The organism is Streptomyces sp. NPDC090499, assembly GCF_044769305.1.
Lineage (GTDB): Bacteria > Actinomycetota > Actinomycetes > Streptomycetales > Streptomycetaceae > Streptomyces.
Genome location: NZ_JBIVXP010000016.1, coordinates 62394 through 84739, shown reverse-complemented (window position 1 = coordinate 84739; position 22346 = coordinate 62394). Strand labels below are relative to the sequence as shown.

Below are 22346 nucleotides of genomic sequence, written 5' to 3'. Positions count from 1 at the left end.
TGCCCGAACGCGGCGGCGACGTGGTGGGCACCCACAGCGGGACGACCGCGGGCGGCGGTTTCAACACGCTGGCGGCGGCCCGCCGGCTGGGCGCGGAGGCCGTCTACGCCGGTCTGCACGGCACCGGCCCGCACGGCGACCTGGTCCGCGCGGCACTGACCGCCGAGGACATCGGCACGCTGCTGCCCGCCCGCACCGACCGCGACACCGGCTTCACGGTGGCCCTGGTGGACTCCGGCGGCGAACGCACCTTCGTGACCAGCTTCGGGGCCGAGGCCACCCTGGCACCGGCCGACCTGACCGCGGTCGCGGCCCGGCTGCGCCCCGACGACCTCGTCCAGCTCTCCGGGTACGGGCTGGCCCTGCCGGGCAACGGCCCGCTGCTGTCCGGGCTGGCCGCGGTACTGCCCGCCGGCAACACCCTCTGCCTCGATCCGGGACCGCTGGTCGCCGACATCCCCGATCATGTCCTCGCTCCCGTGCTGGCCCGCACCGACTGGCTCAGCGCCAACGCCCGCGAGGCCCGCATCATGACCGGGCACGAGAATCCCCGTACCGCGGCGGCGGCCCTCGGGCAGCGGCTGTCCCCCGGGGCAGGAGTGCTCGTCCGGGCCGACAAGGACGGCTGCTGGCTGGCCGCCCCCGGGCAGCCGCCCGTGCACGTACCGGGCTTCCCGGTCACCGCCGTGGACAGCAACGGCGCGGGCGACGCGCACGTCGGCGCGTTCCTCGCCCTGCTCGGCCAGGGGTTCGACCCGCTGACGGCCGCGCGCGGCGCCAACGCGGCGGCGGCCTTCGCGGTGACCCGGCGCGGTCCGGCCACGGCGCCCGGCCGGGCGGAACTGGCCGCGTTCCTGGCCGGTGACCCGCTCGCCGGACGACTCTCCTGACACGCACGGGGCTTGACGAGCCTCGATGCCGTCGTCGGGAGGGGGTGCGGCCCGAGCGGTTCGACGCCATCCGGGACTGGTCGGCCGCGGCCCGGGGCAGCGCCGGGACCTGGGGGCGGCGGCGTCCGGGGCCGTGACCGGAGAGCTCGCGCGGCTCGCCGCCCGGAGCGAGCGGGACGTGCCCCTCGCCCGCGTCTGCCCGCCGGAACAGGTGCGGGAGTTACGTGACCTGTAAGGCGGGCACGCCCAGCGCAAGACCGTGCTCCGGCCCCAGCGCCCGCTCGGGACCGATGGCGGCGGATGCTCCGGGGCTGAGCGGGCGGGGCGCAGAAGGCATGCTGGAACCATGATGGTGCTCGCCGTGCTCTTCGCCGTCCTGGGTGCCGTCAGCAACGCAGCGGGCACGGCTTTCCAGCGCAAGGCCGCGTCCAACGTGCCCGGCCGCAGCGGGCTGCGCCTGCTGCGGGTGCTCATGCGGCGGCCGGCCTGGGCGGTCGGTATCGCCGGGGTGGCTGGGGCCGCGGTCTTCCAGGCGCTCGCCCTGGTCAACGGGCCCATGGCGCTGGTCCAGCCGCTGTTCATGCTGGAGCTGCCGTTCGCGCTGCTGATCGCCGTGCCGCTGATGCATCGCAGACCGAGCCCGGAGGGATGGCGGACGATCGGCGTGGTGGTGGCCGGTCTGGCCCTGCTGCTCGCCTCGGCCGCCCCGTCCGGCGGCCGGCAGCAGGCGTCCATGCAGCGCTGGATCCCGGTCCTCGCTCTCACCCTGGGCGCCATCGCCGTCACCGTCCTGCTCGTCCGGTCCTCGTCGTCGCCGCTGTTCCGCGCGGCGGCCCTGGCCACGGGAGCCGCGATCGGCAACGCGCTGACCGCCGCGCTCATGAAGTCGGCCACCGGACGCCTCGCCGACGCCGGCCTTGCCGCGTTTCTCACCGCCTGGCAGACCTACGGCTTCGCGCTCACCGGGATCGCGGCGCTGCTGCTCCTGGAGAACGCGCTGCAGGCCGGTCCCCTCGTCGCCTCCCAGCCCGCGCTGACGATCGGCGACGCGGCGGTGAGTCTGCTCCTAGGCGTCGCCCTGTTCGACGAGTCGGTCCGCACCGGGTGGTGGCTGCTGCCGGAGGTGGCCGGGGCCGGCCTGATCCTGTGGGGCGTGACCCGGCTGACCCACGTCGTGCCGCACCTCGTCGACGTCATGCGGTGAGGGGCCGCTGGTTCGGCCGCACGGTCGGCCACGTGTACGACACCGAGCGGCTCGCGGCAGTTCAGTGGCTGTTACACGGGCCCCTGTCCGAGACGCCGACGGCCGGTGCGATGATCATAGGGTGAGGCTGGAAGAACTCGTTCGGCGCCGGACGCGCCGACCCGTCACGCCGTGATCCGGCGTCCCTGACCACCGAGTAGACCTTCCAGACCCCCGGAAAGGGAAACACAGTGTCCGTGTTCCAGCGCATCCTGGTCGCAGTCGATCCCAGCCCCGCCCGCCGCTCCGCCGTACGGCTGGCAGGAGAGCTGGCCCGGCTGACGAACGCCGAGGTCCGCGTCGTACACGTCATCGCCTCCGCCGCCTCCGTCGCCGCGATCGTGCCCCTGGAGGAGGACGCCGAGGCCAAGGCGGTCCTCGACGAGGCGCTGACGACGCTGCGCGAGCAGGGCGTCAAGGCCGAGGGAACCCTCGTCAGGGGGCTGACCACCCAGGTCGCGACCACCATCGCCGACACCGCCGAGGAGTTCGCGGCCGACCTCATCGTCCTGAGCCCCCACCACCGGAGCTCCGTCGAGGCGCTGTTCGACCCGCGGGTCAGCGACGCCGTCGCGCACCGCACCAACACGGCGATCCTGCTGGCGCCGGAGGGCCACGAGGAGGCCTGACCGGCTGCCGGCCGCCACCGGCCGTCGCCCCGGGGCCCGCTGCGGATGCGACGTCCGTGGCGGGCCCCGCGGCTCTCGGGCCGCAGTGGTGCGGTCGCCGCCGCGCCGGGCGGTCTGCCGGCGTGCCAGGCGGTCTCGCCGGCGTGCCCGATACGCCGTCGGCCGACTGCGGCGCCGTCGTGGCTGGTCGCGCCGTTCCTCCCGCGGCCTTCGGCCGGGGGGACCCCCGGCGTCCCTGCGGGGCACCGGGCTAGCGGCGCCGCCAGGGCAGTGCCTCCTGTTCGTCGGTGTCGGCGTCGATGCGCTGGAGGGCGGCGTTGACGGCCTCGCCGATCTCGGCGAACCGGGTCACCTGCTCGGGGGTGAGGGCGTCGAAGACGGCCCGGCGGACCGCCTCGACGTGGCCTGGGGCCGCGCGCTCCAGGAGGCTCATGCCGGCCGGGGTGAGGACGGCGTGCTGGTTGCGGCGGTTGGCGGGGTCCTCGCGGCGGTCGACGTAGCCGGCCTCCTGGAGGCGGGTCACCGCGTGGGTGAGTCGGCTCCGGGTGATCTTCAGGCGTTCGGCCAGCTCGGACATGGTCAGGCTGTGATCCTCGACCGAGGACAGGTAGGCGAGGAGGGAGTAGTCGGCGTGGGTCATCCCCGCGTCGCGCCGCAGCTGGCGGTTCAGGTGGTCGGACAGGTGGGTGGAGAACTGGACGTAGGCGAGCCACGCCCGTCGTTCCTCGGGGTTCAGCCAGCGTGGCGTCGTGGTCATGGGCGCAGCCTAACCAGCGACGTTTGACTGTTCAAACCTTCTCGGACCTGCTCGGACCACCGCGGACGACGCCGGTTCAGGCGCCGACGTACTGGGCGAGGTGCTGGGCGGTGAGGGTGGAGCGGGCGCTCACCAGGTCCGCCGGGGTGCCCTCGAAGACGATGCGGCCGCCGTCGTGGCCGGCGCCGGGGCCGAGGTCGATGATCCAGTCGGCGTGCGCCATGACCGCCTGGTGGTGCTCCACGACGACGACCGACTTGCCGGAGTCGACCAGCCGGTCGAGGAGTCCGAGCAGCTGCTCGACGTCGGCGAGGTGCAGGCCCGCGGTCGGCTCGTCGAGGACGTAGACGCCGCCCTTGTCGGCCATGTGCGTGGCCAGCTTGAGGCGCTGGCGCTCGCCGCCGGACAGGGTGGTGAGGGGCTGGCCGATGGTGAGGTAGCCGAGGCCGACGTCCGTGAGCCGCTGGAGGATGCGGTGGGCGGCCGGGGTGTGCGCCTCGCCCGCGGCGAAGAACTCCACGGCCTCGGTCACCGGCATCGCCAGCACCTCGCTGATGTCCCGGCCGCCGAGGTGGTAGTCGAGGACGGACGCCTCGAACCGCTTGCCGTCGCAGTCCTCGCAGGTGGTGGCGACGCCCGCCATCATCGCCAGGTCGGTGTAGATCACCCCGGCGCCGTTGCAGGTGGGGCAGGCGCCCTCGGAATTGGAGCTGAAGAGGGCCGGCTTGACGCCGTTCTCCTTGGCGAAGGCCTTGCGGATCGGGTCGAGCAGTCCGGTGTACGTCGCCGGGTTGCTGCGCCGGGAGCCGCGGATGGCGCCCTGGTCGACGGAGACCACCCCGGCGCCGGCCGGGATCGAGCCGTGCACCAGGGAGCTCTTGCCGGAGCCCGCGACACCGGTGACGACGGCGAGGACGCCGAGCGGGATGTCGACGTCGACGCCCTGGAGGTTGTGGGTGCGGGCGCCCCGGATCTCCAGCGTGCCGGTGGGCTTGCGGACGGTGTCCTTGAGGGCGGCCCGGTCGTCGAAGTGACGGCCGGTGATGGTGCCCCCGGTCCGCAGGGCCTCGACGGTGCCCTCGAAGCAGACCGTGCCGCCGCCCGCCCCGGCGCCGGGGCCGAGGTCGACGACATGGTCGGCGATGGCGATGACCTCCGGCTTGTGCTCCACGACGAGCACGGTGTTGCCCTTGTCGCGCAGCCGCAGCAGCAGGCCGTTCATGCGCTGGATGTCGTGCGGGTGCAGGCCGGTGGTGGGCTCGTCGAAGACGTAGGTGACGTCGGTGAGCGAGGAGCCGAGGTGGCGGATCATCTTGGTGCGCTGGGCCTCGCCGCCGGACAGGGTGCCGGCCGGGCGGTCGAGCGAGAGGTAGCCGAGGCCGATCTCGACGAACGACTCCAGGGTGTGCCGGAGGGTGGCGAGGAGCGGTGCCACCGACGGTTCGTCGAGGCCGCGCACCCAGGCGGCCAGGTCGCTGATCTGCATCGCGCAGGCGTCGGCGATGCTGATGCCGTCGATCTTCGAGGAGCGGGCGCCCGCGCTGAGCCGGGTGCCCTCGCAGTCGGGACAGGTGGCGAAGGTGACCGCACGCTCCACGAACTCGCGGATGTGCGGCTGCATCGACTCCTTGTCCTTGGAGAGCATCGACTTCTGGATCCGCGGGACCAGACCCTCGTAGGTCATGTTGATGCCCGCGATCTTCATCCGGGTCGGCTCCCGGTGCAGGAAGTCCTGCAGCTCCTTCTTGGTGAACCTGCTGATCGGCTTGTCCGGGTCGAAGAAGCCGGACTCGGCGTACAGGCGGGAGTTCCAGCCGCCGCCCTTGTAACCGGGGACGGTGATCGCGCCCTCGTTCAGCGACAGGTTCTCGTCGTAGAGCTGGGCGAGGTCGAGGTCGGTGACCGCGCCCCGGCCCTCGCAGCGCGGGCACATGCCGCCGGTGATGCTGAAGCTGCGCCGCTCCTTCACCTTCTGTCCCGCGCGTTCGACGGTGACGGCACCCGCCCCGCTGATCGAGGCGATGTTGAAGGAGAACGCCTTGGGCGAGCCGATGTGCGGCTTGCCCAGGCGGCTGAAGAGGATCCGCAGCAGGGCGTTCGCGTCGGTGGCGGTGCCGACGGTGGAGCGCGGGTCGCCGCCCATCCGCTGCTGGTCGACGATGATCGCGGTGGTCAGTCCTTCGAGGACGTCGACCTCCGGGCGGGCCAGGTTGGGCATGAAGCCCTGGACGAAGGCGGGGTAGGTCTCGTTGATCAGCCGCTGCGACTCGGCGGCGATGGTGTCGAACACCAGTGAGCTCTTGCCCGAACCGGAGACTCCGGTGAAGACCGTCAGCCGGCGCTTCGGGATCTCGATGCTGACGTCCTTGAGGTTGTTCTCCCGCGCGCCGTGGACGCGGATCAGGCCGTGGCTGTCGGCCACGTGCGGCGTGGACGTCGTCTTCTCGGTCTCTGTGGCCATGCTCAAACCCGTCTCCGTCTGCTGCGTGGGGTCCTGGTCGATCGCTGCCACGCTAGCCGGGGTCAGGAGCCTGACGCTTCTCCGTTCCTGACCGGCTCGTGCGTGCGGGCTTCAGCCGAACCAGCGGGTGAGGGCCGTTTCGAGGGGGGTGCCGTCGGCGGTGGACCAGGCGATGTAGCCGTCGGGCCGGATCAGCAGGGCCTTGGCGCCCTCGGCGCGGCCGCTACCCGCAGGCCGTCCGGGCGGCCCACCAGGCGTTCGACCTTCGCGGCAACGGCCTGGGATCCCGGCTCACCGGCGCACAGCGGCCCTGAGGGCGCTCGTCGCCCGTCGGGGACGCTGACGCGGGCGGACGGGCCCGTCGCGCCCGGCTACGAAGATTTTGCGTTCTCGCGGTACGCCCATGAACCGGCCCCCACCTGCCCCGAGTCCGCTATGTCCGCCGGTACGCCCGACAGGTAACGGCGAGTTCACCCGGCTTCCCTTCCTCGGCAGTCTACGCGCGTGGTGTCATGCCCACGCTCACCCACCCCCCACGTGAGCGTCTACTCGACTAGGAGTCACGCACATGCTGTCGAAGCTTCTCGTTCGCGCGGGTGTCGCCCTGGCGGCCACTGCGGCCGTGGTCGCCGCCGCGGTCCCCGCGAACGCCGCGAGCTACTCCGCGTTCGCCTTCTCGCTCAGCAGCAGCGAGCCCACGATCTACGACTTCATCAACTCGGCCACCAGCTCGCTCGACATGACGATGTACGAGCTGGAGGACACCACGGCCGTCAACGACCTCATAGCCCTGAAGAACAAGGGCGTCACCGTGCGGGTCGTCCTGGACCAGGCGCACAAGAGCGCCAACAACTCCGCCTACACCTCCCTCACGAACGCGGGTGTGGGCGTGGTGTGGTCGCCGTCCAGCTTCGTCTACACGCACCAGAAGACCATCACGGTCGACGCCACCAAGTCGCTGGTCCTGACCGGCAACCTGACCTCCCAGTACTACTCGACCGGCCGGGACTACGGGGTGTTCACCGACGACACCCGGGACGTCGCGGCGATCGAGAAGGTCTTCAACGCCGACTACGCCGGCACCTCCGTCACCCCCACCGACGGCGACCACCTGCTCTGGTCCCCCACCGACTCGCGCAGCCGCCTGCTGACCGTGGTCAACGCCGCCACCAAGACGCTCGACGTCGAGGAACTGGAGTTCAGCGACAGCACGGTGGTCAACGCCATCGTCGCCAGGGCCAAGGCGGGCGTGAAGGTGCGGGTGGTCCTGGAGACGCCGGGCGACTACTCCAGCGAGGTCTCCTCGATCAAGGCAGCGGGCGGCACGGTGGTCGGCTACTCCGACCCCGACGGCTTCTACATCCACGCCAAGGCCATGGTCGCCGACTACGGCCTGTCCACCCAGGAGGTGGAGGCCGGTTCCATGAACGTCAGCAGCAACTCCCTCTCCAACAACCGTGAGCTGGGCATCATCCTCACGGGCACCGGGGTGGCGCAGTCGGTGGCCACGACCGTCGAGACCACGTTCAACAGCGACTACTCGGGCGGCACCGCCGCGTAGCGATCCGGTTCCGCCGGGCGGCGGCCGACCGCCGCCCGGCGGAACAGTCGCGGCCGGGACCGAGGTCCGGCCAGCCGGACGGCCGCGGCCCTGCCGCAGACCACGCCCCTGTGACCCGCCGTACCCGGCGGAGCCGCGCGCGGCCCGCGCAGAATCCCTGATCAGCCAGGATCGTGCGGCGATCTATGCTGCTGTGAGCAGGAGGTTCGCCGGACCGCCGATGGAGAGGGGCGCCCGGGTACGGCGACGCTCCCTGTCCGGCGTCCGCGCCGTGTCCGTCCCGCCCGCTCTCCCGAGGAACCCCGTTGAACTTCTGGTCGATCTATGAGCATGGTTTCGCGCGCGTCGCCTCGTGCACGGGCCACACCGTCATCGCCGACCCGCGCGCCAACGCCGAGGCGGTGCTGCGGCAGGCCCGCCGCTGCGCCGAGGAAGGCGTCGCGGTGGCGGTCTTCCCGGAGCTCGGCCTGACCGGTTACTCGATCGAGGACCTGCTGCTCCAGGACGCGGTGCTCGACCAGGTCGAGGAGGCCGTCGAGGCGGTGCGGGCCGGTTCGGCCGGGCTGCTGCCGGTCCTCGTCGTCGGCGCCCCACTGCGGCACCGCAACCGGGTCTACAACTGCGCGGTGTTCGTGCACCGCGGCCGGATCCTCGGGGTCGCGCCCAAGTCGTACCCGCCGAACTACCGGGAGTTCTACGAACGGCGCCAGATCGCCGCCGGCGACGACGAGCGGGGCGGCACCATCCGGATCGGCGGCGAGAGCGTGCCGTTCGGGGTGGACCTGCTGTTCGAGGCGGAGGACGTCCCCGGTCTCGTGCTGCACGCCGAGATCTGCGAGGACATGTGGGTGCCGGTGCCGCCGAGCGCGGAGGCGGCGCTGGCCGGCGCGACCGTGCTGCTCAACCTGTCGGGCAGCCCGATCACGGTCGGCCGGGCGGAGGACCGCAAGCTGCTGTGCCGCTCCGCGTCGCAGCGCTGCCTCGCCGCGTACGTCTACGCTGCGGCCGGGCTCGGCGAGTCGACGACGGACCTGTCCTGGGACGGCCAGACCATGATCTACGAGAACGGCGCGCTGCTCGCCGAGACGGACCGCTTCCCGCTCGACGACCAGTACGCGGTGGCCGACGTCGACCTCGACCTGCTGCGCCAGGAGCGGGCCCGGACGGGCTCGTTCGACGACAACCGCCGTACCCACGCGGCCCGCACCGGCGGCTTCCGGACCGTCGCCTTCCGGCTCGACCCGCCGGCGGCCGACCTGGGGCTGCGGCGCCGGATGGAGCGCTTCCCCTTCGTCCCGGCCGACCCGCAGCGGCTCGCCCAGGACTGCTATGAGGCGTACAACATCCAGGTCGCCGCGCTCCAGCAGCGGCTGGCGGCGATCGGCGGCCCGAAGATCGTCATCGGCGTGTCCGGCGGTCTCGACTCCACGCACGCGCTGATCGTCGCCGCCCGTGCGATGGACCGCGCGGGCCGCCCGCGCAGCGACATCCTGGCCTTCACCCTGCCGGGCTTCGCGACCGGCGAGCACACCAAGGGCAACGCCCACCGCCTGATGAACTCGCTCGGCGTGACCGCGGCCGAGCTGGACATCACGCCGACCGCGCGGCTGATGCTGCAGGAGATGGGCCACCCGTTCGCCGCCGGCGAGCCGGTGTACGACGTGACCTTCGAGAACGTGCAGGCCGGTCTGCGCACCGACTACCTGTTCCGGCTGGCCAACCAGCGCGGCGGCATCGTCCTCGGCACCGGGGACCTGTCGGAGCTGGCGCTGGGCTGGTCGACGTACGGCGTCGGCGACCAGATGAGCCACTACAACGTCAACTCCGGGGTGCCGAAGACGCTGATCCAGCACCTGATCCGCTGGGTCATCAGCAGCGAGCAGTTCGACGCGGAGACCGGCAAGACCCTCGCGGCGATCCTCGACACCGAGATCAGCCCGGAGCTGGTGCCGGGTGAGGAGCTGCAGTCCACCGAGTCGAAGATCGGCCCGTACGCCCTGCACGACTTCACCCTGTACCAGGTGCTGCGGCACGGGTTCCGGCCGTCGAAGATCGCCTTCCTGGCCTGGCACGCCTGGCACGACCGGGAGGCGGGTGCCTGGCCGCCCGGCTTCCCCGAGGACGAGCGCAAGGCGTACGACCTGGCGGAGATCCGGCACTGGCTCGACTACTTCTGCCGCCGCTTCTTCGCCTTCGCGCAGTTCAAGCGCTCGGCGATGCCGAACGGGCCGAAGGTCTCGGCCGGGGGCTCGCTCTCCCCGCGCGGCGACTGGCGTGCTCCGTCGGACAGTTCGGCCCAGGCCTGGCTGCACGACCTGGCCCGCGTCCCGGAGTAGCCGCCCGCGCGCGGGTCCGCTCGGTCCGCCGCTCTCCCGGCGGCGGGCCGCCGTGGTCGTGAGGTGTGGCCGCGGGTCGCGGCCGGTCCGTGCCATGGGTCGCGGCGGGTCCGGGTCTTCATGCCGCCTCCGGTGACGGCAGGCCCGGGGCGGCGGTTCGTCATCGTGTGGCCGCGGTTTGTGGCGGGGGCCCCGGCCGCGGTAGGCTCGATCTTGAGTGCGGCGCCCGACTCCGGGTCGTACGCGATGCGTTGGTGGTCCAAGGAAAGACGCCCCGCTTCCTGTGGGGAGATGCAGGTGCAAGGCCTGCCCGGCGCTCCATCCGAAGAGCCCCGTCCCTGATCCGTCAGGGACGGGGCTCTTCGCGTGTGTCACCCGCGCCGGCTGCCGGGCGCACTCTGACGGGCGAACACCCGACCGACACCCGGACGGAGCCAAGCACCGGGACAAACCCCCTGGTCAGAGCTTTCACCCCGACGCGCCCTGCGCGCGCCGCGGCGGGTGACCGGTTGCGGGCCACCACCCCGCTTTCCACGGTGGGCAAAAGACAGCAGTTCTCGAAAGGAAACCCATGCGCGCCCTTGCCTCCCGCGGCCTCCTCGTCTCCCCCCTGGTCTGTGCCGCTCTGGTCCTCGGCCCGGCGGCCGCCTCCGCTGCCGCCGCCGACGCCGGCCGAGAAGCGACGGGACCCGGTGCCGCGCAGACGGCTCTGCCGCCGGGCACCGACCTCGCCACGCTCCTCGACCGGATCGACGCCCTGGACCCGGCACAGTACGACCCCGCCCTGACACCCCTGCTGGACACACTGCCCGGCATCGCCGCGGCGCAGGGCACCCGCATCGACCCGGCACAGGCCGCCGCCTACGCGAAGGCGCTGCGGGAGTGGAGCAACACCGTCCAGGAGCGGCTGCGGCACCTGGACGCCGGTGCCACCGACCGCGCGCACCGGGCCGCGCCCCGCGCCGCCGACCCCGTCTCGGACCTGCTGAACGCGATCCAGGCCGCCGTCAAGAACCTGCTCAGCGCGCTGACCTCGCTCGACCTCGGCGGGGTGCTGAGCGCCATCACCGGGCTGCTGGCCCCCATCCTCGCGGTGGTCACCGGCCTCCTCGGCGCTCTGCCCGCACTGCCGTCGCTGCCCGCGCTGCCCTCGGCGGGCAGCCTCGCCGACGCGACGACCTTCGCCCCGTGAGGAACTGACACCGCGTCGGCGCTCTCCCCGCCGCCGGGCCGCCCGGAGATCCGGCCGGCCCGGCGGCGCGCCCGTCCGCTCCCGCGACCGTCAGTGCCCGCTCCAGCCGGGGACGGTCGGCAGTACCTGCTCCGCGACCCGCACCAGTGCCGTGTCGTCCGGTGGTACGTCGTCCTGTCGCCAGAGCGCGACCTCGAACGTGCCCTGGCCGTCGTCCTTGCCGTGCTTGGAGACCAGGAGGCAGCGCGCGATGCCGCCGGGGCCCGTGCTCGCCTTGCCGCCACCGAGGTTGAACCCGATGGAGATGGTCGGGCTGGAGTAGAGGACGGCGGGGTGCCCGAGGACGGTCGTCCGGCGGGCGTCGTCCATCAGATCGCCCGCCGTGACGACGGTCATGTGGTCGTACGACGCCGTCAGCTTCACGGAGTACGTCTCCAGGGTCACCGTCGCCTCGGGTTCGGCGATCTTCGTGCCTCCGGCGAGCGTGAGCCACTCCCCGCTGCCGTGGGCGGTCTGGGCCTGCTCGTGCGAGGTCCCCAGCAGGGCCGGCAGGTCCGGCCGGTCGAGCGCCTTGCACAGCCGACCGCCGGAGACGTAGCGGGCCGGCAGATGGTCGTCCGGCTTCGAACAGGCCGCCGGTTCACTCACCGCGTCCTTCTGGTGGACGAACTCCTTCTGCGCCCACAGAGCACCCACCACGGCCGCGAACAACGCCACCGCCGCGATCGCCTGAAGTGCTGGTCTGCCGTCCTTTTCGGGCTCGGCGAAGCTCTCGGTCATGTCCCCCACCCCCGCTGTGCATCCCCTGTGCGCGCTGGAGCCTAACTGATGTTCACGGGGAAGGCACGCGCCGCACATGCCGGTCGGTGGCAGGGGGTTCCTCCGGGAGTGTTTGATGGCGGGAGCATGCTGCAGGCCGGAGGAAGCGGGGGGGGACGCGGTGACCGACGGACGCGGACGGGTCGTCGAGGTGGGCGGGAGTGCGCTGGTGGTGCGCCGCAGGCCGCGGGAGCGGACCCGCGCCGCGGTGCTCGTCCTGCACGGCGGGCAGGAGAACGGACTCCGCCCGGCACGCTCCTGGCAGCCGGCCGCACTGCGCATGCGCCCCTTCGTCAGCGCGGCCGCGTCGGTCTCCTCGCCCCGTGACGTACTGATCGGCCAGGTGCGCTACCGCTATCAGGGCTGGAACGACGCCGCCGATCCGCTCCAGGACACCCTGCGCGCGCTCGACGAACTGCGCGGCCTGGCCGGCGACGCGTCCGTGGTGCTGGTCGGCCACTCGATGGGCGGACGGGCGGCGCTGCGCGCGGCCGCCGATCCCTCGGTGCGCGGGGTGCTGGCACTGGCCCCCTGGTGCCCGCCCGGCGATCCCGTGGACGACCTCACCGGGACGCGGATCCTCGTCCTGCACGGGGACCGCGACCGGACCACCGCTCCCACCGACTCGGCCGCGTACGTGCGGCGGGCCCGTGGCGCCGGTGCACAGGCGGGGATGGTGCTGCTCGGAGGCGGGGAGCACGCGATGCTCCGCCGCAGCCGTGACTGGCACCGTGCCTCCGCGGCCGCCATCAGGCGGTTGCTGCGCCCCGAACGCGACCTCGAAGGATGGACCGCCGAGGCCTGCGCGTCGGACGGGCCGCTTCTGCGCTGATCCGCGCCCTGGTAGGGTGCCTCGCCCCCATGGGGCATCCAGCCGCACTGGACATCCACCCGCACGGGACATCCACCCGGAGGACTGCCGCCGATGCCGATCGCACGAACGTTCCGGATTGTCGCGTACCTGACAATCGCGTTCCTGGTTCTCACCCTGTCCGGCACCGCCCCGGCCACCGCCGGTCCGCGGTCCGCGCAGCCCGCCGCACAGGCGTCGGCCGCGCAGGCCACCGGCACCTGGCAGCCCCCGCTGTCCACCCGGGGCCGGTACATCGTCGACGCCTCCGGCAACCGCTTCCGCCTCAAGGCCGCCAACTGGGACGGCGCACAGGGCTCCTGGAACGGCAGCGGCAGCATCGACGATCCCGCGAACCACCACGCCGGCCAGGACTCCTACGGCATCCCCCTCGGCCTGGACCGCGCGCCCCTGTCCCAGCTCGTCTCGGACTTCCAGGCACTCGGCATCAACAGCATCCGGCTGCCGTTCTCGAACGAGATGATCCACACGACGACCCCGGTGCCGGACGCCGCGGTCACCGCCAACCCGCAGCTGCGCGGCAGGACCCCGCTGGAGGTCTACGACGCCGTCGTGACCGCCCTCACCGGCGCGGGCCTCGCCGTCATCCTCAACAACCACACCAACACCTCGCGTTGGTGCTGCGGCGTCGATGGCAACGAGCGCTGGAACAGCAGCCAGTCGACCCAGCAGTGGGCCGACGACTGGGTCTTCATGGCCCGCCGCTACGCCGCCGACTCCCGTGTCGTGGGCGCCGACCTCTACAACGAGGTACGCCGTGACGTCCTCGACGACCCCAACTGGGGCCTGGGCGACGCCCACGACTGGTACGCCGCGGCCCAGCTCGCCGGCGACCGCATCCTCACCGAGGCGAACCCGAACCTCCTGATCGTCATCGAGGGCATCAACTGGACCGGCCTGCCCGTCGACGGGTTCCCGCACGGCCGCCCGATGCTCACCCCCGTCCGCACCCTCTCCAACACCCTCGTCGACGCCCACAAGCTGGTCTACTCGGCCCACTTCTACGGCTACACCGGCCCCCATCACAGCGGCGCCACCGGCATCGGCGAGACCAGCGACCCCCGCTACCAGGACCTGTCCCGCGACGACCTCTACCAGGCCCTCGCCGACGAGGCCTTCTTCGTCACCACCGAGGGCCGGCACTACACCGCGCCCGTGTGGATCAGCGAGTTCGGCATCGGCGCGAACGAGACGGGCACGGCCGCCCGCACCTGGTTCGGCAACATCACCGACTACTTCGCCGACCACGACGCCGACTTCGCCTACTGGCCGCTGGTCGGCTGGGCGGGCCACGACGACTGGGCACTGCTGAGCTACGACACCTCCGGCCACCGCTCCGGCATCCTCGACGGAGGCGACTGGCGGGCCACCGCGTGGGACCACCTCATGAACTCCGCGAGCCGCACCGGGTACGTCGAGCAGGGGACGACCTGGCGCATGCTGTCCACGGACCACGGCGACCAGGTCGAGTCCCTGCGCGTGCGGACGAACGGCGACTGGGACTCGGGCGCCTCCAAGGCGGTCTGCCCGGACGGGCTGCGGCTGATCGGCCTCGCACATTCCGGGGGACGCGGGCTGTGCACCGACGCGACCACCGGTGACCTGCGCGCCACCGGCACCGCCCAGACGGTGGTCACGGACGAGCGGTACGTCCCGGCGGGCGGCGACTGGGCCTCCGGGTACACCAAGTTCCAGTGCCCGGCCGGCCAGTTCGTCATCGGCTACAGCCGTCGCGGGGAGCGGGTGTCGGCGGTGCTGTGCGCACCCGCGAAGGCCGCGTTGAGCGCGAGCGGCCGGACGGTGTGGTTCGACCGGTCCGACGACCGCCCCTCCGACGGGGCGGGCGACGACTTCGCGTACGGCGCCTACAAGGGCCAGTGCGCCGCGAACGAGTTCATCGCGGGCGTCGCCTTCACCACCCGCGTGGGCAGTGCACAGGGGCCCGCCGCCATGTTGTGTGTCCCACTGCCCTCCTGAGCGGATCCGTCGGTCACCGGGCCTTCGGTCACCGGGCCGTCGCTCCGGTCACCACCTTGGACAGGGCCCGGACGCTCACCGCGTCCGGGCTCAGGTGGATGGCGCCGGTCAGCGGACGGTCGCCGACCACCACGAACCGCACCTTGGGCAGGGGCCGTTGGGTGAGGCGTGCCGCCACCGCCGCGCGGGCCGCGTCGTCCGTGCTGACGACGGTGGAACAGCCCAGCTCGACCAGGGAGTTGACGTAGGCGGCGGGCTTCACCCCGGCCGGCATGCGATAGCTCTGCACGATCAGGTGCCCGCCGCCGGCACGGGCCACCTGCCCGAGCGCCGCCAAGGTGCCCGTCGGGTCCGTGTCCGTGGAGGTGAGCAGGCAGGCCCGGGTGGCGGTGTCCACGTGCGACACGGGGGCCGGGGCGGCGGGGGCCGCATTCCCCCCGGCGAGCAGCAGCCACCCGGCGACCGCGAGGCCGGCACCCCCCGCCAGCGCAACGCCCGTCAGAGCACGTCTCCTGCTTCCCGTCACGGCCACTCTCCCCATGCCCTGTTCACTCCGCTCTCGTGCATGCCGACGCCGGTGACGATGCCGTGCCGGGCCCGTGCGGCCCCGATCGCCGGATCCTCCACCGAGACCGAAAGGCGCCATTCGGGTTCGTGGCTCATGGCACCCAAGAGCTCGTGCCACGTCATACCCGTGTCGTTCATCGCCTCGGGCAGCCGGATATCCAGTGCGAAGCGGTCTCCGGCACCGCCCGACACGGCAACCGGTACGCCGGCCAGGCGGAGGACGTCACCGTTCGGCCCGCCGATCCGCACGGTGCCGGTGACCGGGTCACCCAGCACCAGGTCCAGGGTCGCCGACACGCGCAGTTCGTCACCGTCCAGCCCGAATCCCTGGACGGCGAGTCGGGGTACGGGAGGGTTGTCGGCTCGATGCCGTCCCGGCCCCTCCACCCAGGTGATGAATGCACTGGACGCCCTCTCGTCCTCCCACGCATCCCAGAAGACATCGAGATACTCCCAAGGGTCCTCCCCTGCATCGTCCAGCGCAGCCTCGTCCCGGGCATTGAGGTACCGCGAGTGCGGGTGCCCGGCGATCCCGGGGATGTCGGCCGGACGGTCGATGGGATCGCCGAGCATGCGGACGACGAACTCCGCCATGGTGCAGGGCAGTTCGAGCACGGTCCCGGAGCGACAGCCGACGACCACCACGGGCCAGAGGTCGGGGTCGCCACCCCGCCGACACCAGAAGAGGTCGTAGCCGACCGGGGTGGTGCCCCAGCTGAGAAGTGCCCCCTCAGCAGGCCATCGCGGAACCCGGACCGTCCCCTGAAAGGTCCTGAGCTCACCCTCGGCCACGGACGACAACGCCCTCATGGCGGGATCGGGGATCTCCTGGCCCCGTTTCCCAGGTGGGAACAGACTGAGGATGTCGTCCAGCGAACCGTAGCCGTAGGTGTCGACGAAGTCCCGGAAGTCACGCGGCAGCACGGCTCCCAACCCGGCCTGGATCTCCTCCCAGGGCTGGGGTTCCACCGGTGTCAGGGGCAGTGGGAGCAACTCGGTCAGACGGCTCACCATGGGGTGCACGGGTTTTCCTCTCAGGGCCACATCGCCATGGCGATGTCGACAGCGCTCTCCTGCATGTTGTGGCCGACGACGATGCCGTGCCGGGCACGGGCCTCGCCGATCGCCGGGTCCTGCACCCACACCTCGAGCGTCCAGTCCTCCTCCCGGTTCATGGCGTTCACGATCTCCGCCAGATCAGGCCGGTGCCGTTCATCGCCTCGGGCAGGCGTATGTTCAGCACGAGCAGACCGTTCGACAGCTCGGCCGTGGCTTCCACGTCCTGCCGGTCCAGAACGTCTCCATCGGGCGACTCGATGGAGACCTTCACCCGTACTGGGGCACTGATCTCCACGTCCAGGGTCGCCGTCACCCGGAGCGCGTCGCCGTCCAGGCCGAATCCCTCAATGGTCATGCGGGGAACCGGTGGGACGTCACTGGTGGACCGCCCCGGCACAGAGATCCACGTGACCGGGTCCCGCTCCGCTCGCTCGCGAGCACGCTCCTCCATGAACTCGTCCACATAGCCCCAGGGGTTCTGACGGACATCCCGGAACGCACGTTCTTCAGGGACGGGAAGGAAACGGGAATCCGGATGACCGAGGACGCCGGGCAGATCGGTCGGGCGGTCTGCCGGATCTCCGAGCATGCGGGCGAGGAATTCCGCCATTCCATAGGGAAATTCGTAAGCCGCACCATCGCGGTATGCGGCAAGAACTACCGGCCAGTCGTCCGGGTCGTTGCCCGTAGCCCGCCACAGCAGGTCGTGACCGATCGGGGTGACGCCCCACCCGAGCAGCGCCCCCGGGGCCGGCCAGGCCAGAAACGTCCACTTCCCGCGAAAGGTCCGATATTCGCTTGCAACGCGGGGCGTCGTGCGACGAACGGTGAGGTAACCGGGTTCGTCCCGGTTCTCGGGTGTGGCGATTGCAATGATGCCGTCAATACCTCCCGGCCCGTAGATGTTCATGAAGTCGCGGTAGTCCTGCGGGAACGTCGTTCCCCATTCCGCCTGGATGTTCTGCCAGGGCAGGGTATCGGCCCCAGCCGTAGGAGGCTTGAGCAGCTGCGTCAGCCGCCGCACTGCGGGATGCATGTCGTCTTCCTTCTCCGGCGCCTTCAACGGACTCCGGGGCTCGGCACAGGACTTGTACAGGAGGAGCAAGAGCTGAGTCCGATGTTCACCCAGGTATGCCGGTCCGGACTGTAGATCACATTCGGAACGATATCGGTGCGGAGTTCACCGGTAGTACTCGCAGCCACCATCACGAAGGCATAGGACACCGTGCGGTTGCCCGCATACATCGGCTCGACGTGGTAGTGGACATCGGCTCCGGCCAGGACTTCCTCCCTTGTATCGTCCTCGAATTCGCGCATGTTCCCGGCACGGCCAGGGTCCGTTTCATCCATCTTGCTGGCGTTCGTGGATCTGCCGCAGGTCGCCTCGTTGTCCAGCCGGCCCTTTCCATCGAGTTGGGCGCCGAGAAGGTGGCAGGCATTCACCGAATACTCAGGCTTGTCAACGCCGAGTTCATCGGAAAAGTCCTGCGCCCACCTGTAGCCGGGTACGCCGGCGGTCTTGGCCTTCGACCCCTTCTTCAGCGGGTCGGTCAGACACGCGTCGACACCCGTGGCCCGGTTGCCGTTCGCCGCGTCCCGGTCTCCGTACTGAATCCCGCCGGCACCTCCGCATCCGTCCGACTCCTCGTCAGAGGCCCCGCCCGAGAAGTAGAAGTTCTCCGTCGCCCCCATCCTGATCAGCCGGCCGTCGTCGGTGTAGGCCGCCGACGTGGACGACAGCACCGTGCCGTCGGTGTCCAGGTTCGCGGTGGCCGTCTCGCGGCCGGCCGCGTCGTAGGTCGCGGTCTGGACGCTCTGGTCCGGCAGGACGGTCTTGATGACGTCGTCGCGCAGGTCGTAGCCGTATGTCGTGGTGTCGCCGGTCGTGTCGGCGGCGGTGTGGGTGCGGCCCAGCGCGTCGTACGTGTACTTCGCGGTGACCCCGCTGACCGAGGCGGTCTGCGAGACCTGGCCGGCCGTGTTGTAGGCGGTGTCGGTCTCCTGCTTCGTCTGGGCGGTGGTCGAGGTGTAGACGTACGCCCAGACGCTGCCGGCCCGCCCGAGGTCGTCGTAGCCGTGGTGGGTGACCGAGCCGTAGGGCGAGGTCTCGGTCAGCCGGTCGCCGGCCAGGTCGTAGGAGTAGGTGAAGGTGCCGCGGGTGTCGGTGCCGTCGACGGAGATGGCCGGGTCGGTCTGCTGGACCAGGTCGCCGAGCTGGTCGTAGGCGTAGTCCGTCTCGCCCTTGGCGTCGGTCTCGCTGAGGGTGTCTCCGGCCGCGTCGTAGGTCCAGGCGGTGGTGGCGGAGGTGCCGTTGTAAGACGGGAGGGTGGTGCCGGTCTTTCGGCCGTCCCGGTCGTAGGCGGTGGCGGTGATGTGGTGGTCGGCGTCCTCGGACTCGGTGCGGTCGCCGAAGGTGTCGTAGCCGTCGAGGGTGATCGGGTACGCGGTGGCGGTGGCACCGGTGCCGGGCGTGGTGACGGTGACCGCCGGGCTGGTGGTCGAGGTCAGGCGGCCGGCCTGGTCGTTGGTGTAGTGGGTGACCTGATGTTCGGCGTCGGTGGAGGTGACCTTCGGGCCGCGCTCGTCGTAGGTAGCGTCGGTGGTGAGGGTGAGCGAGCTGGAGACGTACTGCGCGGAGGAGAGCACGTCGCCGGCGGGGTCGTAGGTGTACGTCCACTTCTGCGCGGGGTCGCCGGCCGCGTCGGTCTCCGTGGACGTCAGGACGTGCGAGTCGGCGTCGAAGGTGTAGGCGGTGACCTGGTCCAGGGCGCTCGGGTCGACGGTGGTCGCGGTGGTGCGGTCGGCGGCGTCGACGGTGTAGGTCGTGGTCAGCGTGCCGTTGGCGGTGGTCCTGCCGGTGAGGTTGCCCGCGTCGTCGTAGGAGTCCTGCTCGTCGACAGAGGTGGTGCCGGCGGAGCCGGTGCGGGTGATCTGCTTCGTCAGGCCGTTGTCGTAGTACGCGTAGGTCGTGGTGACGCCGATGCCGTCGGTGAGGGTGTACAGGCGGCCTGCCGGGTCGTACGTCCGCTGTTCCAGCAGCTTGGCGGTGGCCGTGCCGGGGGTCGCCGAGGAGCCGGTGTAGTCGGTGAGGGTCCTGGTGAGCTGGTTGCCGTTGGCGTCGTAGGTGAAGGCGTAGGACTGGCCGTCGGGGTCGGTCTCGGTCTGCTTGTTGCCGTAGGCGTCGTACGTGTAGGCGGTGCTGTGCTGTTCGGGATCGGTGACCGTCTTCGGTTCGCCGAAGTCGTTGTAGACGGTGCTGGTGGCGCGGGCGGTGTCACCGCCGGTGGTGTCGGAGACCGTTCTGCTGAGGACGTTGCCGTCGGCGTCGTAGGTGCGGGTGGTCCGGGCGGTGTGGACGACCGCCTGGTTCACGGCGTCGGGGGTGGCCGGGTCGAGTTCGGTGAGGACCCGGCCCAGCGGGTCGTAGGTGTACTGGGTGACCAGGCCCGCCGGATAGGTGTCGGAGATCTCGGTCTTGGTGAGGACCCGGCCGACGGAGTCGTACGTGTACCGGGTGACCAGGCCGAGGGGTGAGGTCTCCTGGGCGAGGTCGCCGTTCGCGTAGTAGACGGAGGAGGTGGTCGCGCCGCCCGGGGTGGTGGCCGAGGCGAGCAGGCCCGCCGAGGCGACCGTGCCGGAGACGTAACCGGCCGTGCTGGACGTCGTGTACGTCTTCTTCGTCGTCAGGCCCGCGCTGTGGCCGGTGACCGCCGGGGTTGTCGTGGTCAGGAGGTTGCCGTTGGTGTCATAGGAGTCGACGGTCTGGTAGGTGGTGTCCGTCGAGCTGGACGAGCGGCCGTCCGACGAGGTCAGCAGTTGGTCGTTGCGTGGGTCGGTGTCCGAGTCGGCGTTGAGGTAGTAGGTGTAGTACGCCGTCGAGCACTTGGCCGCCGCCTGGTCCTGGCAGGTGGTCTTCGAGACCACGTCACCGCGGGAGTTGTGGCCGGTGGTGGTCACGTCCCCGTTGCCGTCGGTCGTGGTGTACACGAAGCCCGAGGTGTCATAGCCGTAGGACGTAGTGGCTCCGGTGCCGTCGGTGTCGGTGAGGATCCGGCCGCCGTCGGACAGGTCGTAGGTGCTGGTGAGGGTGTTGTTCCCGGGGTCGGTGACGTCCACGGAGGCGGTGGCGATGGTGCCGCCCGCCTGCTTGTAGGCGTTCCACTGGGTGGCGACCTGCGCGGAGGTCAGGTTGTGGCCGTAGAAGGCGACTTCGGCGATGGAGCCCTTGAAGTAGCTGACGTCGCCGGGCGAGTCCAGCCAGCTCTTGGCGAAGCCGGCGCCGATGTAGGTGAGGGTGTTGGACTGGTCGGCGGGGGTGCCGGAGAAGGTGTCCTGCTTGGTGCCGTCCAGGAACAGCGCCTGGCTGTCGACGTCGCAGCTGAGCACCGCGTAGTGCCAGGCGTTGTCGGTGACCGTGCCGGTCGAGCCGAAGTCGGCGCTGCCCGAGCCGCTCACGCTCCACCAGTGGCCGTGCAGCTTGCCGTCGGAGCCGACGTACAGCACCGGCGTCCAGGTGCCGGAGGCCGAGGTGGCCCCGTCGATGGCGGTCGACTGGTCGCCGATGAGCACGCCGGCGGTGGAGGTCTTGAACCAGATGCCGACGCTGCGCTTGGTGTCGGTGTGCAGCAGGTCGGCCGGGACGGAGACGTAGGAGTCGGTTCCGTCGAAGGAGGCGGCGGTGTTCGCGGTGCTGTCCTTGGCGCTGAACGGGCCGCTCACCCCGAGGGTGACGTTGTTGAACGTGCCGTCGCCGCCGTCGACCTCGTCGTCGGCGTAGGCCGCCGAGCCGTCGTCGCTGTCGTCGCCGAGCTGCCAGTATCCGGCCGGGTCGGCGCCCAGGACCGAGCCGCGGAAGACCGCGCTGGAGCCGGCGACTGTGGGTGAGCCCAGCTTCCAGGTGCCGCCGTGCTCGTCGGTGACGGACAGCAGCCGCTCGGCGGCGGTGTCGTAGGCGACGGCGGCGGTGGCGCGCCCGGCCGGGCTGACCGCCCTGGTCAGCAGGGCCGCGCTCGCCGTGCCGGCCGCGTAGAGGTCGCCGGCCTGGGAGGCGGTGAGAGGGTGGCTGTAGAAGGAGACGTCGGAGATGGAGCCGGTGAAGTAGCTGACGGCGCCCGGGGAGTCGATCCAGGAGTCGGCGAACCCGGCGCCGATGTACGTGTCGACGTTCGACTGGTCGTCGGGGGTGCCGGAGAAGGTGTCCTGCTTGGTGCCGTCCAGGTAGAGGGTCTGGGTGGAGCCGTCGGAGCTGAGCACGGCGTGGTGCCAGGCGTTGTCCGTGACGGTGCTCGTCGAGCCGAAGTCGGAGCTGCCGGAGCCGCTCACGCTCCACCAGTGGCCGCGCAGCTTGCCGTCCGAGCCGACATAGAGCACGGGCGTCCAGGTGCCGGAGGCCGCCGTGGCGCCGGTGACCGACGTGGACTGGTCGCCGATCAGGACGCCCTTCTTGGACGTCTTGAACCACAGCGACACCGCGCGGGTGGTGCTGGCGTGCAGCACTCCGGCCGGGACCTTGACGTATCCGCTGCCCGCGAAGGTCGCGGCGGTGGCGGAGGCGCCATTGAGCGGGCCCGCGGTGCTGCCCAGGGTGGCGCTCTGATAGGTGCCCGCGTCCGTCTGCTCGTTGGCCAGGACTGAGGAGGCGGCCGTGGTGGTACCGGACGCGTCGTCGAGGCGCCAGTAGCCGCTCGGGTTCGCGTCCAGGGCGGCGGCCGGGTAGTTGGAGCCGGACTCGTAGCTGTACGCGTAGCAGGCGGTGGAGGCGGTGGCGGCGCTGCTGCTGGACGGCGGGCAGACCGAGGTGAGCCGGTCGCCGGTGTAGCCGTAGCTCCACAGGGCGGCGGTGCTGGTGTCCCCGCTGGTCGCCGCGTCGGTGGTGACCGTCTGCACGTGGTAGTGGGTGTCCTGTCCCAGATAACTGTTGGCATGTGGAGGCCCTGACCTGCTGTGCTTACGGTTGAGTGGAACGAACGCGCTCTCCCCGTCCC

General features: G+C 71.3%; 17 protein-coding genes. 8 read left to right on the top strand and 9 right to left on the bottom strand.

Features of this window, described 5'->3' with window-relative positions; all coding sequences use genetic code 11:
- The 3 genes from ACIQVL_RS39345 to ACIQVL_RS39335 form a co-directional block, all read left to right on the top strand.
- Nucleotides 1–890 (top strand): PfkB family carbohydrate kinase (locus tag ACIQVL_RS39345; RefSeq protein ID WP_403477774.1); only part of this gene is annotated, 890 nt, incomplete at its 5' end.
- 346 nt (nt 891–1236) lie between these two features.
- Nucleotides 1237–2094 (top strand): DMT family transporter, encoded by an 858-nt coding sequence (locus ACIQVL_RS39340; RefSeq protein WP_403477773.1) that lies wholly within the window; start codon nt 1237–1239, stop codon nt 2092–2094.
- A gap of 230 nt (nt 2095–2324) precedes the next feature.
- Nucleotides 2325–2762, top strand: a complete 438-nt coding sequence (locus ACIQVL_RS39335; protein ID WP_403440596.1) for a universal stress protein — start codon at nt 2325–2327, stop codon at nt 2760–2762.
- Nucleotides 2763–3012: 250 nt separating this feature from the next.
- Here the strand turns inward: ACIQVL_RS39335 and ACIQVL_RS39330 are convergent, their stop codons facing one another.
- From ACIQVL_RS39330 to ACIQVL_RS39320, 3 genes are all read right to left on the bottom strand, one after another.
- Complete coding sequence (locus ACIQVL_RS39330; RefSeq protein ID WP_403440593.1) at nt 3013–3519, bottom strand: MarR family winged helix-turn-helix transcriptional regulator; 507 nt, start codon at nt 3517–3519, stop codon at nt 3013–3015.
- A gap of 76 nt (nt 3520–3595) precedes the next feature.
- On the bottom strand, nt 3596–5980 hold the full coding sequence (locus ACIQVL_RS39325; RefSeq protein WP_403440591.1) for an ATP-binding cassette domain-containing protein: 2385 nt from the start codon (nt 5978–5980) through the stop codon (nt 3596–3598).
- 111 nt (nt 5981–6091) lie between these two features.
- Complete coding sequence (locus tag ACIQVL_RS39320) at nt 6092–6265, bottom strand: hypothetical protein (RefSeq protein WP_403477870.1); 174 nt, start codon at nt 6263–6265, stop codon at nt 6092–6094.
- 283 nt (nt 6266–6548) lie between these two features.
- Here ACIQVL_RS39320 and ACIQVL_RS39315 point away from each other — a divergent pair, with 283 nt between their 5' ends.
- The 3 genes from ACIQVL_RS39315 to ACIQVL_RS39305 all read left to right on the top strand — a co-directional run bounded on the left by ACIQVL_RS39315 (nt 6549) and on the right by ACIQVL_RS39305 (nt 11069).
- Nucleotides 6549–7541, top strand: a complete 993-nt coding sequence (locus ACIQVL_RS39315; protein ID WP_403477772.1) for a phospholipase D-like domain-containing protein — start codon at nt 6549–6551, stop codon at nt 7539–7541.
- A 305-nt stretch (nt 7542–7846) separates the two neighbouring features.
- Nucleotides 7847–9877: an NAD(+) synthase gene (locus ACIQVL_RS39310; RefSeq protein ID WP_403440586.1), complete on the top strand. Its 2031-nt coding sequence runs from the start codon at nt 7847–7849 to the stop codon at nt 9875–9877.
- Nucleotides 9878–10448: 571 nt separating this feature from the next.
- On the top strand, nt 10449–11069 hold the full coding sequence (locus ACIQVL_RS39305; protein ID WP_403477771.1) for a hypothetical protein: 621 nt from the start codon (nt 10449–10451) through the stop codon (nt 11067–11069).
- A gap of 90 nt (nt 11070–11159) precedes the next feature.
- Here ACIQVL_RS39305 and ACIQVL_RS39300 read toward each other — a convergent pair whose 3' ends face one another.
- Entirely contained in the window at nt 11160–11849 is a 690-nt protein-coding gene (locus tag ACIQVL_RS39300) for a DUF6215 domain-containing protein (protein WP_403477770.1), read from the bottom strand.
- 160 nt (nt 11850–12009) lie between these two features.
- Here ACIQVL_RS39300 and ACIQVL_RS39295 point away from each other — a divergent pair, with 160 nt between their 5' ends.
- Both ACIQVL_RS39295 and ACIQVL_RS39290 read left to right on the top strand, forming a co-directional pair.
- Nucleotides 12010–12720 carry an alpha/beta fold hydrolase gene (locus ACIQVL_RS39295; protein ID WP_403440579.1) on the top strand — a complete coding sequence of 237 codons (711 nt, stop codon included), beginning with the start codon at nt 12010–12012 and terminating at the stop codon, nt 12718–12720.
- A 93-nt stretch (nt 12721–12813) separates the two neighbouring features.
- Complete coding sequence (locus ACIQVL_RS39290; RefSeq protein ID WP_403477769.1) at nt 12814–14736, top strand: glycoside hydrolase family 5 protein; 1923 nt, start codon at nt 12814–12816, stop codon at nt 14734–14736.
- 28 nt (nt 14737–14764) lie between these two features.
- Here ACIQVL_RS39290 and ACIQVL_RS39285 read toward each other — a convergent pair whose 3' ends face one another.
- From ACIQVL_RS39285 to ACIQVL_RS39265, 5 genes are read right to left on the bottom strand one after another with little or no spacing between them, the layout of a single operon-like run.
- Complete coding sequence (locus tag ACIQVL_RS39285) at nt 14765–15262, bottom strand: hypothetical protein (RefSeq protein WP_403477768.1); 498 nt, start codon at nt 15260–15262, stop codon at nt 14765–14767.
- The gene (locus tag ACIQVL_RS39280) at nt 15259–16326 is read right to left on the bottom strand and encodes a hypothetical protein (RefSeq protein WP_403477767.1); all 1068 of its coding nucleotides are present in this window, start codon (nt 16324–16326) and stop codon (nt 15259–15261) included. Before ACIQVL_RS39280 ends, ACIQVL_RS39285 begins: the two co-directional genes overlap by 4 nt.
- Before the next feature lie 11 nt (nt 16327–16337).
- Nucleotides 16338–16478, bottom strand: a complete 141-nt coding sequence (locus ACIQVL_RS39275) for a hypothetical protein (RefSeq protein ID WP_403477766.1) — start codon at nt 16476–16478, stop codon at nt 16338–16340.
- Between the two features lie 5 nt (nt 16479–16483).
- Nucleotides 16484–17398 (bottom strand): hypothetical protein, encoded by a 915-nt coding sequence (locus ACIQVL_RS39270; protein ID WP_403477765.1) that lies wholly within the window; start codon nt 17396–17398, stop codon nt 16484–16486.
- A 23-nt stretch (nt 17399–17421) separates the two neighbouring features.
- Complete coding sequence (locus ACIQVL_RS39265) at nt 17422–22248, bottom strand: LamG-like jellyroll fold domain-containing protein (protein ID WP_403477764.1); 4827 nt, start codon at nt 22246–22248, stop codon at nt 17422–17424.
- Nucleotides 22249–22346: the final 98 nt, after the last annotated feature.

Coding starts and splice junctions, on each gene's coding strand:
- ACIQVL_RS39340 (WP_403477773.1), top strand. CDS start 1,237: ATGATGGTGCTCGCCGTGCTCTTCGCCGTCCTGGGTGCCGTCAGCAAC.
- ACIQVL_RS39330 (WP_403440593.1), bottom strand. CDS start 3,519: ATGACCACGACGCCACGCTGGCTGAACCCCGAGGAACGACGGGCGTGG.
- ACIQVL_RS39325 (WP_403440591.1), bottom strand. CDS start 5,980: ATGGCCACAGAGACCGAGAAGACGACGTCCACGCCGCACGTGGCCGAC.
- ACIQVL_RS39315 (WP_403477772.1), top strand. CDS start 6,549: ATGCTGTCGAAGCTTCTCGTTCGCGCGGGTGTCGCCCTGGCGGCCACT.
- ACIQVL_RS39305 (WP_403477771.1), top strand. CDS start 10,449: ATGCGCGCCCTTGCCTCCCGCGGCCTCCTCGTCTCCCCCCTGGTCTGT.
- ACIQVL_RS39300 (WP_403477770.1), bottom strand. CDS start 11,849: ATGACCGAGAGCTTCGCCGAGCCCGAAAAGGACGGCAGACCAGCACTT.
- ACIQVL_RS39290 (WP_403477769.1), top strand. CDS start 12,814: ATGCCGATCGCACGAACGTTCCGGATTGTCGCGTACCTGACAATCGCG.
- ACIQVL_RS39275 (WP_403477766.1), bottom strand. CDS start 16,478: ATGAACCGGGAGGAGGACTGGACGCTCGAGGTGTGGGTGCAGGACCCG.
- ACIQVL_RS39270 (WP_403477765.1), bottom strand. CDS start 17,398: ATGCATCCCGCAGTGCGGCGGCTGACGCAGCTGCTCAAGCCTCCTACG.